This is a genomic window from Oharaeibacter diazotrophicus (assembly GCF_004362745.1).
GTDB lineage: Bacteria > Pseudomonadota > Alphaproteobacteria > Rhizobiales > Pleomorphomonadaceae > Oharaeibacter > Oharaeibacter diazotrophicus.
In genome coordinates this window covers 22,031-38,218 of sequence record NZ_SNXY01000013.1, presented here as the reverse complement: position 1 = coordinate 38,218, position 16,188 = coordinate 22,031, and the positions used below count along the sequence as shown (strand labels likewise).

Here is a 16,188-nt window from a genome sequence, read left to right as displayed (position 1 = left end):
GAGGAAACGCATGAGCGACGTGAACATCGTGCTGCCGCAGCTCGGCAACGAGATCGAGGAAGCCCAGATCGACGCCTGGCTGAAGGCGGTCGGCGACACCGTCGCCGCCGGCGAGCAGGTCGTGGTGGTGACGACGCCGAAGGTGACGCTGGAGATCGAGGCGCCCGCCGCCGGGATCCTCAAGGAAATCAAGGTGGAGGCCGACGACATCGCCGCCGTCGGCGCCATCCTCGGCGTGATCGAGGCGGCCTGACGATGAGCGGTGCGCCCGTCCTCGCCCTGCACCCTGCCGGCGGCGACGGGCCGCCGGCCCTGCTGCTGCACGGCTTCGGCGCCGACAGGCTGTCCTGGCTCGCCAACCAGGGCGAGATCGGACGGGTCGCGACCGTCCTGACCCTCGACCTGCCCGGCCACGGCGCCGCGCCCTTCGGCGGCGACGCCTCGCTGGAAGCGACCGCCGCCGCGGTGGCCGCCGCCCTCGACGGCGCCGGCCTCGGGCCGGTGCACCTCGTCGGCCACTCGCTCGGCGGCGCGGTCGCGGTGACACTGGCCGCGACCCGGCCGGATCTCGCCCGCTCGCTGGCGCTGATCGCGCCGGCCGGCCTCGGCGCGCCGGTGAGCCCGGATTTCCTCACCCTCTATCCCGCGGCCGAGACGCCCGAGGCGGCCGAGGCGGTGATGCGGACGCTGGTGGCGCGGCCGCGGCTGATCAACCGCATGATGGTCGCCCGCGTGCTCGAACAACTCGCCGTGCCGGGGGCGCGGACGGCGCTCCGCGCCTTCGCCGGAACGCTGGGCGGCATCGGCCCTGCACTGGCGCCCCACGCCGCAGCGGTCGCCGCCGGCGACCTGCCGCGGCTGGTGCTCTGGGGCGACGGCGACACGATCGTGCCCCGCGATCCCGCCCGTCTCGCCGCCTTCGGCGGCGAGGTCGTGGTGGTCGAGGGCGCGGTGCACCTGCCGCACATGGAGAACGCGCGGGCGGTCAACGAAGCGCTGGTCCGGTTCCTGCAACGTGTCGAACAAGGTCCCGAACAAGGTGTCGGAGGCGACGCCCAACCCACGGAAGACCATGGCGAAACTGCCCCGTGACGGTCAGACCACCCTGAAGGACACCAAGTCGCTGCGGCTCCGGGCGGCGTGGCTCTACTACCGCTACGGCCTGACCCAGAAGGACATCGCCGATCGGCTCGGGCTCGCCCGCACCACCGTGGTCAAGCTGCTCGACGAGGCGTTGAAGCGGCACGAGGTCCAGATCGGCATCGCCGAGGGCGACGGCGAGATGATCGAACTCGGCGTGCGCCTGGAGCGGGCGCTCGGGCTCGACGAGGCGATCGTGGTACCCGGCGGCAGCGGCGCCGACGACACCGCCCAGGCGGTCGGCGCCGCGCTCGGGACGCTCCTGTCCGGGGCGATCGGCGACGGCATGTCGATCGGCGTCGGCTGGGGCCGGACGCTGACCGCGGCGCTCGCAACCTTCGCCCCGCCGCGCCGGGAGAACGCCAAGGTGGTGGCGCTGCTCGGCGGCGTCGTCGAGGTCAGCGTGACCAACCCGCAGGAATTCACCTGGCGGCTGGCGAACCAGCTCGGCGCCGCCTGCTTCCTGTTCCCCGCCCCGCTGATCGTCGACAGCGCCGAGACCCGCGAGCGGCTGATGACCCGCTGCGGCCTCGACCGGCTGGAGCGGATGGCCGAGCGGCTCGACATCGCCGTCGTCAGCGTCGGCGACATCGGCTCGGCGGCGACGTCGCTGTCGCGCGACCTCCTGACGGCGGACGAGCTGCGCGAGCTCGCCGAGGCCGGTTGCGTCTGCGACGTCATGTGCAACTTCCTGTCAACCGACGGTCAACCGATCGACCACCCGCTGCGCCACCGGGTGATGTCGATCGGTCTCGACACCGTCGCGCGCGCCGACCACGTCGTGATCGCCACCGGCGGCGCCGCCCGCGCCGAGGCGATCCTCGCCGCCCACCGCCGGCTCGGCTGCGACACTCTGGTCACCGACGAGCACGCCGCCGTCCGCATCCTCGGGCTCGTCGGCGGCTGACTATTGCGCGGGGCGGACAGGCGGGTGCGGGCGATCGTGGTGACGCCCTCTTGCAAGGCGGCCCCTCTCCACCCGGTCGGACGAAGACCCGCGACCGTGCAGCCTCCATTCTCTCCCTCCTGGGGGTGAGGCAAAGCCGAACGCGGAGGAGGCACGCGACTCCGAGGCGGGCAGGTCGACGACTGGAGGCCGGCGAAGTGGGTTGAGGTTCCGCGGCTCCGACGTGTCCCGACGCGTCGAGCCCGTGGCCTACCACCCCACCCCGGCGCTTCGCGCCGACCCTCCCCACGAGGGGGAGGGTAGATTACCGGCCGGCCGCCCGCCTGCCGGACGGGCAGGGGGTGCCGGAAGAACGGACTTGTCCGGCGGGGCGCCGGCGGGTCAATCTCGCGCGGCCGGCGTGGCGGACCGCATCGTCGTCCGCGCCGGACAACGGAGAGTTTCCAGGATGTTGCGCCTGCACGGCATCGTCGGGGACCGTCGCGATCCCGCGCTCGCCGACCGCCTGCACGACCTCGCCCACGCCGACGCGGTGGAGTATCTGTTCGTCGCCGAGGCCGATCTCGGCCGCGGCCGGCTGCGCGCCGTCACCGATCGCGGCACCGACTGCGCGGTGTCGCTGGAGCGCGGCGAGACGCTCTACGACGGCGCGGTGCTGGCGCTCGGGGCGGACCGGGCGGTGGTGGTGCGCGCCGGCGCGCCGCGGCTCCTGCGCCTCTCCGCCCGCGACGATGCCGCCGCGCTCCGGCTCGGCTTCATGGCCGGCCACCTGCACTGGCGTGTCCGCTTCGACGGCGCCGACCTCGTCGTGCTGCTCGACGGCCCGGCCGCGGACTACACTGCCCGGATCTCCGCCCTGATCGACGAGGGAGCCGTGTCGGTCGCCGCGGACGACTCCGCGGAGGGCCCCGACCACGGCCACGGCGAGGACGGCCACGAGCACCATCACCACCACCATCCCCACCCGCACGGACCGCACGGCCATGGGGACTGAACAGCTCCTGATCGCCCTGCAGCAGGGCGACAGCGCCTTTCCCTCGGGCGGATTCGCCTTCTCCTGGGGGCTGGAGGAGCTGGCGGCCGGCGGTCTGGTCGCGACCGCGGCGGATGTCGAGGGCTTCCTCGACGACCTCGTGGTGCAGCGCTGGAACGGGTTCGACCGCGTCTTCCTCGGCCGCGCCCACGGGGCGCCGGACCTCGACGCCCTCGCCGCGGTCGACCGCGCGGTCGAGGTGGCGACGTGGTCGGAGGCGGTGCGGGCGGGCTCGCGCCGGGCGGGCCGGGCGCTCCTCGGCGTCCAGGCCCGGCTGATCGGCGGCGACGCCGCGGCGTGGCGCGCCCGTGTCGAGGGCGACGACGAGCTCGGCCATCTCGCCCCGGCGCAGGGGCTGGTCTGGCGCCTCGCCGGGCTCGACCTTGCCGCCGCCGAGGCGCTGTCGGCGTGGAGCCTCGTCCAGGGCGTCGCCGCGGCGGCGCTCCGGCTCGGCCTCCTCGGCCACCTCGCCGCCCAGGGCGTGGCCGCGCGGAACCGCGCGCGCCTCTCGGCCCTGCTCGCCCGCCCGGCGCCGGACGAGCCGGCCGGGTTCACGCCGGTCGCCGACATCGCGCTCGGCCGCCACGCCCGCCGCGACGCCCGCCTGTTCGCCACCTGACCCGCAACCCATCCTTTGGGGGACGCGCCCGATGAACCTCACGCCGACCGAGATCGAACGGCTCGTCGTCTTCAACGCCGCCGAATTCGCCCGCCGCCACAGGCGGCTCGGCATTCGGCTGTCGCACCCGGAGGCGGTGGCGCTGATCGCCGACGAGATGCTGCTCGCCGCCCGCCGCGACATCGCCTACACCGACATCCAGGAGATGGCCGGCCGCCTCCTCACCACCGACGACGTCGAGCCCGGCGTCGCCGAGATGATCCCGGTGATCTCGGTGGAGGGCAATTTCGCCGAGGGCACCAAGATGATCGTGGTGTTCGACCCGATCGGCCCCGGCGCCCTGCCGGTGGAGGGCGACGTGCCCGGCGAGATCATCACCGCCGACGGCGACCTCGAACTCAACGCCGGCCGCGCCCGCGTCTCGGTCGAGGTGGTCAACACCGGCGACCGCGACGTCCAGGTCCGCAGCCACGCCCATTTCTTCGAGGTCAACCGCGCGCTCCGCTTCGACCGCGCCCGCGCCTGGGGCATGCGCCTCGACGTGCCCTCGGGCGTCGGCGCCCGCTTCGAGCCGGGCGTGCCGAAGACCGTCGACCTCGTCGCCATCGCCGGCGACCGTGTGGTGCGCGGCGAGGCCGGCCTGGTGGAGGGCCCGCTCGACGCCCCCGGCGCGTTCGAGAAGGCGATCGGCACCGCCCGCGCCCGCGGTTATCTCGGCGCCTGAAGGGGAGGGGACGCGACATGGTCATGATCGGCCGCAGGGCCTACGCCGAGATCTACGGGCCGACCACGGGCGACCTCGTCCGCCTCGGCGACACCTCGCTGCTCGCCGAGATCGAGCACGACTTCACCGTCTACGGCGACGAGCTCACCACCGGCGCCGGCAAGTCGATGCGCGACGGCGAGGGCTTCCAGACCACGGGGACCTACGCCTCCGGCGCGCTCGACATGGTGATCCACAACGCCATGATCGTCGACGCCGTCGCCGGCATCGTGAAGGCGGACATCGGCATCCGCGACGGCCGCATCGTCGGCATCGGCAAGGCCGGCAACCCGGACGTGATGGCCGGGGTGCACCCGGAGCTCCGCACCGGACCGAACACCACCTGCGTCCACGGCGACTTCTCGATCGTCACCGCCGGCGCCATCGAGGGCCACGCCCACTTCCTGTCGCCGCAGCAGTGCGACCACGCCCTCGCCGGCGGCACCACCACCATGATCGGGATGTCGCCGGGGCCGAATTTCGACACCAGCTGCTCCGGCCCGAACGTGCTCGGCGGGCTGATCCGCGCCTGCGACCACTATTGCCTCAACTTCGGCTTCCTCGGTCGTGGCGCCTCCGACCCGGACGCGGTGGAGGAGACCGTCGCCGGCGGCGCGCTCGGCGTGAAGATCCACGAGGACCTCGGCGCCTCGCCGGCCGTGCTCGACGGCTCGCTGATCGCCGCCGATCGCAACGACTTCGCGGTGCACCTGCACACCGACACCATCAACGAGTTCGGCTTCTGCGAGGACACCATGGCGGCCGTCGCCGGCCGCACCATCCACATGTACCACGTCGAGGGCGCGGGCGGCGGCCACGCGCCGGACCTGCTCAGGGTCAACTCCTGGGCCAACGTGATCCCGTCGTCGACCAACCCGACCAACCCCTTCACCGCCTATGCGCTGGAGGAGGGCGTGCCGATGACGATGCTCGCCCACATGATGAACTACAAGCTGCCCGAGGACGTCGCCTTCGCCGAGTCGCGGATCCGGGCGCAGTCGATGGCCGCGGAGGACTTCCTGCACGACATGGGGGCGATCTCCTGCTTCGCCACCGACACCCAGGGCATGGGCCGGCTCGCCGAGAACGTCGCCAAGTGCTGGCAGCTCGCCAGCGTGATGAAGGACCGCGTCGGCCGCCTGCCGGAGGAGACCACCGCCCGCGCCGACAACGAGCGCATCAAGCGCTACGTCGCCAAGCTGACGATCAACCCGGCGATCGCCGTCGGCATCGACGAGCACGTCGGCTCGATCGAGCCCGGCAAGATGGCCGACCTGGTGCTGTGGCCGCGCAACGCCTTCGGCTCCAAGCCGCAGCTGGTGATCAAGGGCGGCCAGATCGTGTGGGCGACGATGGGCGACGGCAACGCCAGCCAGATCGGCTCCGAGCCGATGATCCACCGGCCGATGTGGGGTGCGCTCGGCACCGCCCGCCACCATCTCGGCGTCACCTTCGTGTCGACGCTGGCGATGGAGTCGGGTGCCCGCGAGCGGCTCGGCGCGGCCAAGCGCTTCGTGCCGATCCGCAGCGTGCGCCGGCTGACCAAGGCCGACATGGTGCGGAACGCGGTGCTGCCGGCGATCGAGGTCGACCCGCAGACCTTCGAGGTGCGCGCCGACGGAAGGCTGCTGACCTGTCCGCCCGCGGCGAAGGTTCCGCTCAACCGCCGGTACATGCTGCGATGAGCGGAGCCCCGGACAGGAAGGCGCCGGCGGCGCGCGTCGGCATCGGCGGGCCGGTCGGCTCCGGCAAGACCGCGCTGGTGGAACGGCTGATCGCGGCGCTCACGGCCCGCGGCGTCGACCTCGCCGTCATCACCAACGACCTCGTCACCCACGAGGACGCCGAGCGGGTGCGCCGCTCCGGTCTGATCGACCCGGCCCGGGTGGCGGCGGTGGAGGCCGGGGCCTGCCCGCACACGGTGATCCGCGAGGACCCGACGCTGAACATCGAGGCCGCCGACGACCTCGAGCGGCGCTTCCCCGGGCTCGACCTGATCCTGATCGAGAGCGGCGGCGACAACCTCGCCTCGACCTTCTCGCGCGACCTCACCGACTTCTGGATGTTCGTGATCGACGTCGCCGGCGGCGACGACATTCCGAGGAAGCGCGGGCCGGGCGTGGTGCGCTGCGATCTCCTGGTGGTCAACAAGGCCGACCTCGTGCCCCACGTCGGCGTCGACCTCGACCGCATGCTCGCCGAGGCGCGGGCGGTGCGCGGCGGCCGGCCGGTGCTGGTGACCAACTGCCGGCGCGGCGAAGGCGTCGACGCCGTCGCCGACCACCTCGAGCGCGAGGTGCTGTTCCGCTCGTGACCGCCGATCCCGCGCTCGACCTCGTCTTCGACCGCCACCCCTCGGCCGGCACCCGGCTGACGCGCCGGCGCGCACGCTATCCCTTCGTGCTGACGCGCGCCTTCCGGCTCGACGAACACCATCCGGACGTGCTGACCGCGATCGTGCAGTCGGCCTCCGGGGCGATCCTCGGCGAGGACGTGCTGGCGCAGGCGGTGACGGTGGGGCCCGGCGCCAGCGCCCACGTGACGACGCCGGCGGCGATGACCGCCAACCGCACGGTCGGCGGCGCGGTGGCGCGCGAGACGGTGACGCTCCGGGTCGCGGCCGGCGGGCTGCTCGAATGGCTGCCGGCGCCGCGGATCCTGCTGCCGGGATCGGCGCTCGACCAGGAGGTCGCGGCGACCGTCGACCCGGACGGGATCGCCGTGCTCGCCGATGGCTTCTCCGTGCACGACCCCGAGGCGGCCGGCCGGCCGTTCCGCTTCTACGCCGCCCGCCTGACGGTGCGCCGGCCGGACGGCCGGGTTCTGTTCGACGAACGGCAGCGCCTCGACGGCCCGCCCAACCGCTTCGGCGGCGCGGCGGGGCTGACCGCGCACGGCGCGCTGACGGTGCTGGCACCGTCGGGGGAGGGCGGCCACGGCGCGCTCGCGGCGGCGCTGGAGGCGGCGGTGGCGGGGCTGCCGGTCCACGCCGGCGCCGGCGCGCTGCCGCGCGGGGCCGGGGTGGCGCTCCGGATCGCCGCCGCCGACGGCGGGGCGATGCGGACGGCCGTGACGGCGGCCTGGGCCGCGGCGCGGACGGCGCTGACGGGGGCGTCGCCGTCGCGGCGGCGGTTCTGAGCCGGGGGAGGGCGCCCGCCGCGAATCGACCGACGTCCGGCGCCGCGCCCCGATCAGGACAGGATGGTGGCGAGGAAGCCGCGCAGGCGGTCGACGGTGGCGGGGTCGAGCTTGTCACCGAGGCCGGACGCGACGTCCTCGACGTCGCCGCCGAGGGTCTCGAAGCGGGCGCGGCCCTTGTCGGAGATGAAGACCAGCACCTTGCGGCGGTCGTGCGGGTCGGGGCCGCGGTAGACGTCGGCGCTGGCGACCAGACGGTCGATCATCTTGGTCAGCGTCGGCGAATCGACCACCAGCTTCTGCGCCAGCTCGCCCATGGCGAGGCCGTCGCGGCGGGCGAGGGCGCGCAGGATCCAGTATTGCTCGACCGACAGGCCGGCCGGCTTCAGGCGCGCGGCGAGGATCTGCTCGAGCTGGCGGTTGACGCCGCCGAACAGCTGGATGAGGTCGACGGTGTCGCCGGTGGGCGCGGTGGTCATCCGATAGGCTCGCAATTCAAATATTGATCAGGCATACAACCTGAGCCGGGGGTCCGGCAAGGGTCGCGGCGGTCCGCAGCCGCACGGACGCGTGATCCGTTCGGGGAATCCGCGGGACCGCCCGTCGGTTCCCGTGCCGGCGCGGTGGCTGGCATCGTCCTTGCTTCGCCAAGTGTCGGTCGACGGGCGCAATGCCGCGACAGGAGGCACACCCGATGCCGCGCCCCCTCAGGATCGCACTCCTCGCCGCAGAGGAAGGCCCGGCCGGGCTGTGGTGCCCGTCGGCGGTCGCCTGCGCCACCCTCGCCGTGCGCGAACTCAACGAGGCCGGCGGCCTTCTCGGCCGGCCGGTGGCGCTCGACGTGCTGAACATCGGCACCTCGCCGGCGGCGGCGGCGGAGGCCGCGGGCAGTGCGATCGAGGTCCACGGCGCCGACGCGATCGTCGGCATGTTCCCGAGCTACGCCCGGCGCGCGGTCGCCTGGGCGGTCGGGCGGCGGGTGCCGTTCATCTACACGCCGCAGTTCGAGGGCTGGGAGACCGACCCGTCGGTGGTCACCACCGGCGAGACCTCGCTCGAACTGCTGTCGGCCGCGACCCGCTGGCTGACCGGGGCGCGCGGGGCCCGGCGCTTCTTCCTGTGCGGCAGCGACTACGTCTGGCCGCGCTCGACCTTCTCGACCGCGCGCCGGCTGATCCGCGAGGCCGGCGGGGAGGTGGTGGGGGAGGAGTACCTGCCGCTCGAGGGCACCGACTTCGACGGCGTGCTCGACCGCATCCGCGCCGCCCGCGCCGACGTGGTGCTGCCCTATTTCCTCGGCGCCGACGCCATCGCCTTCAACCGCGCCTTCGCCGCCGCCGGCCTCGCCCGGCGGATGCTGCGCTTCTCCTCGGCGATCGACGAGACCGTGCTCTACGGCCTCGACGAGAACGCCACCGAGAACCTCTACGTCGCCGCCGCCTATTTCTCGACGCTGAAGTCGCGGCGCAACGGCGCCTTCCTGGAGCGCTACCACACGGCCTACGGCGACAGCCCGCCGCCGCCGAACGGCTTCGGGGAATCCTGCTACGAGGGCGTCCACTGCCTCGCCGCGCTCGCCGAGGCGGCGGGCACGCTTCGCCCGGCCGACCTCTTGCGCCACGTCGGCGCGGCGCCGCAGCGGCGCACCGCCCGCGCCCTCGACGACGCCCCGCGCGCCGGCGGCCGGCGGCCGATCCACCTCGCCCGCGTCGACGGCTACGACTTCACGGTGATCGACCGGCTCTGACCGGGGAGGACGCCACGTCGCTGGGCATGGCGCGAGAACGGGCAGGTGCACAAGGCTTCCTCCCGCACCGCACAATCTATCATCTAGTCGAAATCAAATATTGCTGTTTCAAATATCCCTCGTGTCCGCCGGCCTCTCACGCAGGGATCCTCCATGGCCATCAATCGCCGCCGCTTCCTGACGACGTCGCTCACCGCGTCCGCCTCGCTCGTCGCCGCCCCCGCCATCCTGACCCGCGGTGCCTTCGGCGCCGACGATCCCATCCTGGTCGGCAGCCTGCACGACCAGTCCGGCCCGATCGGCACCTCGGGCGTGCCGATGGTGAAGAGCCTCGAGCTCGGCATCTCCGAGATCAACGCCGCCGGCGGCCTGCTCGGCCGGCCGCTGAAGCTGGTGCACTACGACACCCAGTCCAACATCCAGATGTATTCGCAATATGCCCAGCAGCTGGCGCTGAAGGACAAGGTCGCGGTCGTCCACGGCGGCATCACCTCGGCCTCGCGCGAGGCGATCCGCCCGACCTTCGACCGCTTCCGCGTGCTCTACTTCTACAACACGCTCTACGAGGGCGGCGTGTGCGACCGCAACACCTTCTGCACCGGCACGACGCCGGCCCAGACGGTGGAGAAGCTGGTGCCCTACGCGATGTCGAAGTCGGGCAAGAAGGCCTACATCATCGCGGCCGACTACAACTACGGCCAGATCACCGCCAAGTGGATGCAGAAATACGTCAAGGACAACGGCGGCGAGACGCTGTCGGTCGACTTCTTCCCCCTCGACGTCACCAACTTCGGCCCGACCATCTCCAAGATCCAGGCCGCCAAGCCGGACCTGATCCTCTCGGCCCTCGTCGGCGGCAACCACACCGCCTTCTACCGCCAGTGGACCGCGGCCGGCATGAAGGGCCAGATCCCGATCGCCTCGACCACCTTCGGCCTCGTCAACGAGCCCTCGACCCTCGACGCCGCCGAGAGCGACGCCATCCTCGGCGCCTACGGCTACTTCGAGGAGCTGACGACGCCGGCGAGCACCTCCTACGTGGAGAAGCTGAAGATGCAGTCGCCGGACATCCCCTACATCTCCGAATTGGCGGCGGCGACCTACGAGGGCTTCTACCTCTGGGCCGAGGGCGTCAAGAAGGCCGGTTCGCTCGACCGCATGGCGGTGATCGAGGCGCTCGAGACCGGCATTTCCTTCGACGGCCCGAGCGGCAAGGTCACCATCGACCACGCCACCCACCACGTGGTGCGCAACGCCTTCCTGGCCTCGGTCAAGGACCGCAAGTGGTCGGTTCTGGAGTCCTATCCGGACGCCAAGCCGCTCGACACCGCCGGCGTCTGCGACCTGATCAAGAACCCGGCCGACAACCAGCAGTACGTCATCGACATCTGAGCCCGGCCCCGCGGCGCCCCGGCGGGTCCGGGGTGCCGCGGTGTCCCGTCCGTCCGGCCGGCGCCCCTTCCCCCCACTCCCCGGGGGCGCTCCGGACCCGGGGGCCGCCGACCGCGGCCCCCGTCCCTCGCACAGGCGGACCGCTGCCCATGGAAATCGCGATCATCCTCGCGCTCGACGTGCTGAACGGCGCCTCCGCGCTGTTCCTCCTCTGCCTCGGTCTGGCGATCATCTTCGGCATGATGCGCATCATCAACCTCGCCCACGGCGAGTTCGTGATGCTCGGTGCCTACGCCACCGTGGTCAGCGCCAACGCGGGCCTGAACATCTGGGTCGCCATGCTGGTGGTGGCGCCGCTCTTCACCGGGCTCGTCGGCCTCGTGGTGGAGCGTTGCCTGATCCGCTTCCTCTACGGCCGCCTCGTCGATTCCATGCTCGCCACCTGGGGGCTGAGCCTGACGCTGATCGGCGTCGTCACCACGATCTTCGGCAACACCATCAACGGCGTGCCGACCCCGCTCGGCGGCTTCTCGATCGGCGCCTACCGCTCGAGCTGGTACACGATCTTCCTGTTCGCCATGGCCTGCGTGATGTGCGCCCTGGTCTACGTCGTGCTGCGCCGCACCCGCTTCGGCCTGATCGCCCGCGCGGTGATGCAGAACCCGGGCATGGCCGCCGCCCTCGGCGTCAATCCGGCGCGGATCTACATGGCGACCTTCACGCTCGGGGCCGCCGTCACCGGCCTCGCCGGCGGCCTGCTCGCCCCGGTCTCGGGCATCACGCCGGTGATGGGCGGCGCCTTCGTCGCCAAGTGCTTCATCACCGTGGTCGGCGGCGGCGCGGCGATCCTGTCCGGCACGCTCTCGGCCGCCGGCCTGTTCGGCTTCGTCAACCAGCTCGGCGCCTATTTCACCACGCCGGTCTACGGCGAGGTGATCCTGTTCCTCTCCGCCATCATCCTCATCCGCCTCCTGCCCCAGGGCATTTCGGGCCGCTTCTTCAAGGGGACCCTGTGATGACGGCAGCCCAACGCCACGTCCTCCAGGCGGCGCTCGTCCTCGTCGCCGTCTACGTCACCGCGATCGCGCCGAACTGGCTCGACCTCTTCACGCTGATGCAGGTGACCCTGTTCGCCGCCATGGCGGTGCTCTCGCTCAGCCTCGCCTTCATCTGGGGCTACGGCGGCATCCTGTCCTTCGGCCAGACCGCCTTCTTCGGCCTCGGCGCCTACGTCTACGCCGTCGCCGCCATCAACTTCGGCGACAGCACCAACGCCATCCTGCTGGCGATCGTGCTGCCGGCGCTGTTCGCCGCCGCGCTCGGCTACTTCGTGTTCTACGGCCGGATCAGCGACGTCTATCTCGGCGTCATCACCCTGACGGTGACGCTGATCCTCTTCAACGTGGTCAACTCGACCGCCGGCGACGAATACGCCATCGGCAGCGCCCGGCTCGGCGGCTTCAACGGCATCCCGGCCGTGCCGACCTTCAACATGCCCTACGACCCCGCCGCGATCCTGTCGCCGGAACAGTCGTGGTACGTGACGGCGGGCGTGCTGATCGGCGTCTACGTGCTGCTGCGCGTCGTGCTGGCGAGCCCGTTCGGCCGGGTCGCGGTGGCGGTGCGCGAGAACGAGGTCCGCGCCTCGCTGCTCGGCTACGACCCGCGCCTCGTCAAACTGCTGGTCTTCGTGTTCGGCGGCGCGATCGCCGGTCTCGCCGGCGCGCTCTACGTCAACTGGGGCGCCTTCGTCGGCCCGACGATCTTCTCGCTGTCGCTGTCGGCCGAGATCATCATCTGGATCACCATCGGCGGCCTCGGCACCCTGGTCGGTCCGATCGTCGGCTGCTTCCTGATCCAGTATCTCAACTCGCAGATCGGCTCGCAGCAGGCGTTCAACTCCTATCTCGTGCTCGGCGTCATCCTGGTCGCCTTCGTGCTGCTGCTGCCGAAGGGCCTCGTGCCGACCGCCCGCGAACTCGCCCTGAAGATCGCCCGCTTCGCCTCCGAACGCCGCCGGCCGACGCCGCCCGCCGCCGCCCCGCAGACCGAGGGAGCCGAGTGACCATGCCCGACCTCGTCCCGCTGCTCGAAACCAAGAACCTCACCATGCGCTTCGGCGGCGTGGTGGCCAACGACGACGTCTCCTTCCGCCTCGGCGAGATGGAGCTGCGCTGCCTGATCGGCCCGAACGGGGCCGGCAAGAGCACCTTCTTCAAGATGCTGACCGGCCAGCTGACGCCGACCTCCGGCTCGATCGCCTTCCGCGGCCAGCCGATCGCCGGCCAGCTCTCGCACGAGATCGCCCGCATGGGCGTCGGCATCAAGACGCAGATCCCCAACGTCTTCAACGGCCTCAGCGTGCGCGAGAACGTCTGGCTCGCCGCCCGCCGCAAGGGCACGCCGAAGACGATCAAGGCGATGGTCGACGAGGTGCTGGACAAGATCCGCCTGACCCACCGCGCCGAGGACATCGTCGGCACGCTCTCCCACGGCCAGCGCCAATGGGTCGAGATCGGCACCGTGCTCGCCGGCGACCCGCAGCTGATCCTGCTCGACGAGCCCGCCGCCGGCATGACCGACGACGAGACCTTCCGCACCGGCGAGATCATCCGCGAGATCAACCAGTCGCGCGCCATCGTCGTCGTCGAGCACGACATGGAGTTCATCAAGATGATCGCCAAGACCGTGACCGTCTTCCACCAGGGCCGCATCCTGATCGAGGACGACTGCGCCACCGTGCTCGCCGACCAGCGGGTACGCGACGTCTATCTCGGCAAGAAGGTGGCGGCATGACCACGCTCCTCACCGTCTCCGGCCTCAAGGCCGCCTACGGCCGCGTGCCGATCCTGACCGGCGTCGACTTCGCGATGGCCAAGGGCGAATATCTCGGCATCCTCGGTCACAACGGCATGGGCAAGACGACGCTGATGCGCACCATCGTCGGCGCCCTGCCGGCGACCGGCGGCCGCATCGCCTTCGACGGCCGCGACGTTTCCAAGCTCGCGACCCACGAACGCGCCCGGCTCGGCATCGGCCTCGTGCCGCAGGGCCGCGAGATCTTCCCGGCGCTCTCCGTCCACGAAAACCTGCGCATGGGCCTCGCCAGCGCAAGGCAAGAGGATCCCAAGGTGATCGAGGACGTGCTCACGGACTTCCCGCGCCTCGTCCGCCTGCTCGACCGCCGCGGCGGCGCGCTCTCGGGCGGCGAGCAGCAGTTGCTGGCGCTGGCCCGGTGCCTCTGCATGCGGCCGAAGCTGATCCTGCTCGACGAGCCGACCGAAGGTATCCAGCCCTCGATCATCGAGGAGATCATCGAGACCCTGCTCGCGCTCAAGAAGCGCTGGGACCTCTCGATCATCATCGTCGAGCAGAACCTCGAGTTCATCACCTCGCTGTCCGACCGCGTGCTGCACATCCAGAAGGGCCGCATCACCGGCGAGGTCGACCGCGCCGATCTCCTGGCGGGACACGTCGGCATGGCCGCCGCCTGACCGCCCGCCGGCGCGTCGCGCGCGCCGGCTCACCCCGCTCCACCCCCTACGATCCACCGCTCGCCCGTTCGAGAAAGGAAGACCCATGCCCATTACCAGACCCAGCGCCGCCCAGGTCGCCGAGATGGCCGCCGGCCTCGGCATGACGATGTCGGAGGCCGAGGCCGCCGAATACCTGCCGCTGATGGGCGGGAGCTTCGACGCCTACGACGTCGTCGACGCGCTGCCGGACTTCGTGCCGGTGGTGACCTACCCGCGCACGCCGGGCTACCGTCCGTCCGGCGAAGAGAACAAGTACAACGCTTGGTACTACAAGAGCACCGTGAAGGGCGCCGCCACCGGCAAGCTCGCCGGCAGGACGGTCGTGCTCAAGGACAACGTCGCGCTCGCCGGCGTGCCGATGATGAACGGTGCCTCGACGCTGGAAGGCTTCGTGCCGACCGCCGACGCCACCATCGTCACCCGCATGCTCGACGCCGGCGCCACCATCGTCGGCAAGGCGACCTGCGAATACTTCTGCCTCTCCGGCGGCAGCCACACCTCCGAGCCCGGCCCGGTGCACAACCCGATGAAGCACGGCTATTCGGCCGGCGGCTCGTCGTCGGGTTCGGCGGCACTGGTGGCGGCCGGCGAGGTCGACATGGCGATCGGCGGCGACCAGGGCGGCTCGATCCGCATCCCGGCCTCCTACTGCGGCATCGTCGGCCTGAAGCCGACCCACGGCCTCGTGCCCTACACCGGCGTGATGCCTATCGAATCGACGATCGACCACACCGGCCCGATGACCCGCACCGTCGCCGACAACGCGCTGATGCTCGAGGTGCTCGCCGGCCCCGACGGCATGGACCCGCGCCAGTACGCGCCGAAGCTCTCGGCCTACACCGAGGCGCTCGGCAAGGGCGTCAAGGGCCTGAAGATCGGCGTGCTCGCCGAGGGCTTCACGACCCCGAACATGACCGCCGGCGTGGTCGACAAGGTCAAGGCCGGCGCCGAACGCTTCGCCGCCCTTGGCGCCGAGGTAACGGAGATCTCGATCCCCGAGCACCCGCTGACCGCCGCGGTCTGGGGCCCGATCGCCCTCGAGGGCCTCGTCGCCCAGATGATGCTCGGCAACGGCATGGGCTTCAACTGGAAGGGCCGCTACGACGTCGGTCTGATCGACGCCCATTCGGCCTGGCGCGAGCGCGCCGACGAGCTCTCCAAGACGCTGAAGCTGTCGATGTTCGTCGGCATGTGGGGCATCGAGCACTATCGCGGGCGCTACTACGCCAAGGCGCAGAACCTCGCCCGCCGGATGAAGGCGGCCTACGACGCCGCCTTCGGCGCCTACGACCTCCTGCTGATGCCGACGCTGCCCTGCGTCGCCACCCCGCTGCCGGGCCCCGACGCCTCGCTGGAGGAGATCTGCGCCCGCGCCTTCGAGATGGTGGCCTCGACCTCGCCCTTCGACGTCACCGGCCATCCGGCGATCTCGATCCCCTGCGGCCTGTCCGAGGGGCTGCCGGTCGGCCTGATGCTGGTCGCGCGCGACTACGGCGAGGCGACGATCTACCAGGCGGCGAGCGCCTTCGAGTCCGACGGCGACTGGAAGACCTTCTGATGCCGGTGATCACCGCCGTCATCCGGGCCAAGGCGGGCGGGGAGGCGGCGCTCGGCGCCGCGCTCCTCGACGTCGCCGCCCACGTCGCGGCGAACGAGCCGGGCACGCTCGACTTCTTCGTCGGGCGCGATCCGGCCGATCCCGCGGTGTTCACCACCTACGAGCGCTTCGTCGACCGCGCCGCCATGGACCTCCACAACGGCTCGGACGTGGTCGCCCGCTTCTTCGCGATCGCAAAGCCCCTCCTCGACGGCCCGGTGACGCTGGTGATCGGCGAGGAGATCTCCGCCAAGGGCCGGCCGGCGCTGGACGCTTGACGCTCGGCGCTTGACGGGGACCCCGCTTCGTGTGCGCC

The 16,188-nt window shown here is 71.7% G+C and carries 18 protein-coding genes; 17 read left to right on the top strand and 1 reads right to left on the bottom strand.

Going from position 1 to position 16,188, the window contains the following annotated elements; all coding sequences use genetic code 11:
• The first annotated feature begins 10 nt into the window (after positions 1-10).
• The 9 genes from EDD54_RS22205 (at position 11) to EDD54_RS22165 (ending at position 7,600) form a co-directional block, all read left to right on the top strand.
• Complete coding sequence (locus tag EDD54_RS22205) at positions 11-253, top strand: lipoyl domain-containing protein (RefSeq protein WP_126542049.1); 243 nt, start codon at positions 11-13, stop codon at positions 251-253.
• 2 nt (positions 254-255) lie between these two features.
• The gene (locus tag EDD54_RS22200) at positions 256-1,092 is read left to right on the top strand and encodes an alpha/beta fold hydrolase (RefSeq protein ID WP_126542050.1); all 837 of its coding nucleotides are present in this window, start codon (positions 256-258) and stop codon (positions 1,090-1,092) included.
• A complete protein-coding gene (locus EDD54_RS22195) occupies positions 1,073-2,047 on the top strand; it encodes a sugar-binding transcriptional regulator (RefSeq protein WP_126542051.1) in 975 nt (324 codons plus the stop codon). Before EDD54_RS22200 ends, EDD54_RS22195 begins: the two co-directional genes overlap by 20 nt.
• Before the next feature lie 448 nt (positions 2,048-2,495).
• The gene (ureE, locus tag EDD54_RS22190) at positions 2,496-3,041 is read left to right on the top strand and encodes an urease accessory protein UreE (RefSeq protein ID WP_126542052.1); all 546 of its coding nucleotides are present in this window, start codon (positions 2,496-2,498) and stop codon (positions 3,039-3,041) included.
• Entirely contained in the window at positions 3,031-3,699 is a 669-nt protein-coding gene (locus EDD54_RS22185) for an urease accessory protein UreF (protein WP_126542053.1), read from the top strand. Before ureE ends, EDD54_RS22185 begins: the two co-directional genes overlap by 11 nt.
• Before the next feature lie 31 nt (positions 3,700-3,730).
• A complete protein-coding gene (locus EDD54_RS22180; RefSeq protein WP_126542054.1) occupies positions 3,731-4,423 on the top strand; it encodes an urease subunit beta in 693 nt (230 codons plus the stop codon).
• 17 nt (positions 4,424-4,440) lie between these two features.
• Positions 4,441-6,147: an urease subunit alpha gene (gene ureC / locus EDD54_RS22175; RefSeq protein WP_126542055.1), complete on the top strand. Its 1,707-nt coding sequence runs from the start codon at positions 4,441-4,443 to the stop codon at positions 6,145-6,147.
• Complete coding sequence (ureG, locus tag EDD54_RS22170; protein WP_126542056.1) at positions 6,144-6,776, top strand: urease accessory protein UreG; 633 nt, start codon at positions 6,144-6,146, stop codon at positions 6,774-6,776. The genes ureC and ureG overlap by 4 nt, the downstream gene beginning before the upstream one ends.
• Complete coding sequence (locus tag EDD54_RS22165; protein WP_166653480.1) at positions 6,773-7,600, top strand: urease accessory protein UreD; 828 nt, start codon at positions 6,773-6,775, stop codon at positions 7,598-7,600. Before ureG ends, EDD54_RS22165 begins: the two co-directional genes overlap by 4 nt.
• A gap of 53 nt (positions 7,601-7,653) precedes the next feature.
• Here the strand turns inward: EDD54_RS22165 and EDD54_RS22160 are convergent, their stop codons facing one another.
• Positions 7,654-8,079: a MarR family winged helix-turn-helix transcriptional regulator gene (locus EDD54_RS22160; protein ID WP_126542058.1), complete on the bottom strand. Its 426-nt coding sequence runs from the start codon at positions 8,077-8,079 to the stop codon at positions 7,654-7,656.
• Positions 8,080-8,294: 215 nt separating this feature from the next.
• Here EDD54_RS22160 and EDD54_RS22155 point away from each other — a divergent pair, with 215 nt between their 5' ends.
• The 8 genes from EDD54_RS22155 (at position 8,295) to EDD54_RS22120 (ending at position 16,150) form a co-directional block, all read left to right on the top strand.
• On the top strand, positions 8,295-9,347 hold the full coding sequence (locus EDD54_RS22155; RefSeq protein WP_126542059.1) for a substrate-binding domain-containing protein: 1,053 nt from the start codon (positions 8,295-8,297) through the stop codon (positions 9,345-9,347).
• A gap of 153 nt (positions 9,348-9,500) precedes the next feature.
• Positions 9,501-10,739 carry an urea ABC transporter substrate-binding protein gene (locus tag EDD54_RS22150; RefSeq protein ID WP_126542060.1) on the top strand — a complete coding sequence of 413 codons (1,239 nt, stop codon included), beginning with the start codon at positions 9,501-9,503 and terminating at the stop codon, positions 10,737-10,739.
• A 149-nt stretch (positions 10,740-10,888) separates the two neighbouring features.
• Positions 10,889-11,755 carry a branched-chain amino acid ABC transporter permease gene (locus EDD54_RS22145; RefSeq protein ID WP_126542061.1) on the top strand — a complete coding sequence of 289 codons (867 nt, stop codon included), beginning with the start codon at positions 10,889-10,891 and terminating at the stop codon, positions 11,753-11,755.
• The gene (locus tag EDD54_RS22140; RefSeq protein WP_126542062.1) at positions 11,755-12,804 is read left to right on the top strand and encodes an ABC transporter permease subunit; all 1,050 of its coding nucleotides are present in this window, start codon (positions 11,755-11,757) and stop codon (positions 12,802-12,804) included. The genes EDD54_RS22145 and EDD54_RS22140 overlap by 1 nt, the downstream gene beginning before the upstream one ends.
• 2 nt (positions 12,805-12,806) lie before the next feature.
• Positions 12,807-13,535 carry an ATP-binding cassette domain-containing protein gene (locus tag EDD54_RS22135; RefSeq protein WP_126542063.1) on the top strand — a complete coding sequence of 243 codons (729 nt, stop codon included), beginning with the start codon at positions 12,807-12,809 and terminating at the stop codon, positions 13,533-13,535.
• Complete coding sequence (locus EDD54_RS22130) at positions 13,532-14,233, top strand: ABC transporter ATP-binding protein (protein WP_126542064.1); 702 nt, start codon at positions 13,532-13,534, stop codon at positions 14,231-14,233. The genes EDD54_RS22135 and EDD54_RS22130 overlap by 4 nt, the downstream gene beginning before the upstream one ends.
• Before the next feature lie 85 nt (positions 14,234-14,318).
• Positions 14,319-15,833: an amidase gene (locus tag EDD54_RS22125; RefSeq protein ID WP_126542065.1), complete on the top strand. Its 1,515-nt coding sequence runs from the start codon at positions 14,319-14,321 to the stop codon at positions 15,831-15,833.
• Positions 15,833-16,150, top strand: a complete 318-nt coding sequence (locus EDD54_RS22120) for a putative quinol monooxygenase (RefSeq protein WP_126542066.1) — start codon at positions 15,833-15,835, stop codon at positions 16,148-16,150. The genes EDD54_RS22125 and EDD54_RS22120 overlap by 1 nt, the downstream gene beginning before the upstream one ends.
• Positions 16,151-16,188 lie beyond the last annotated feature (38 nt).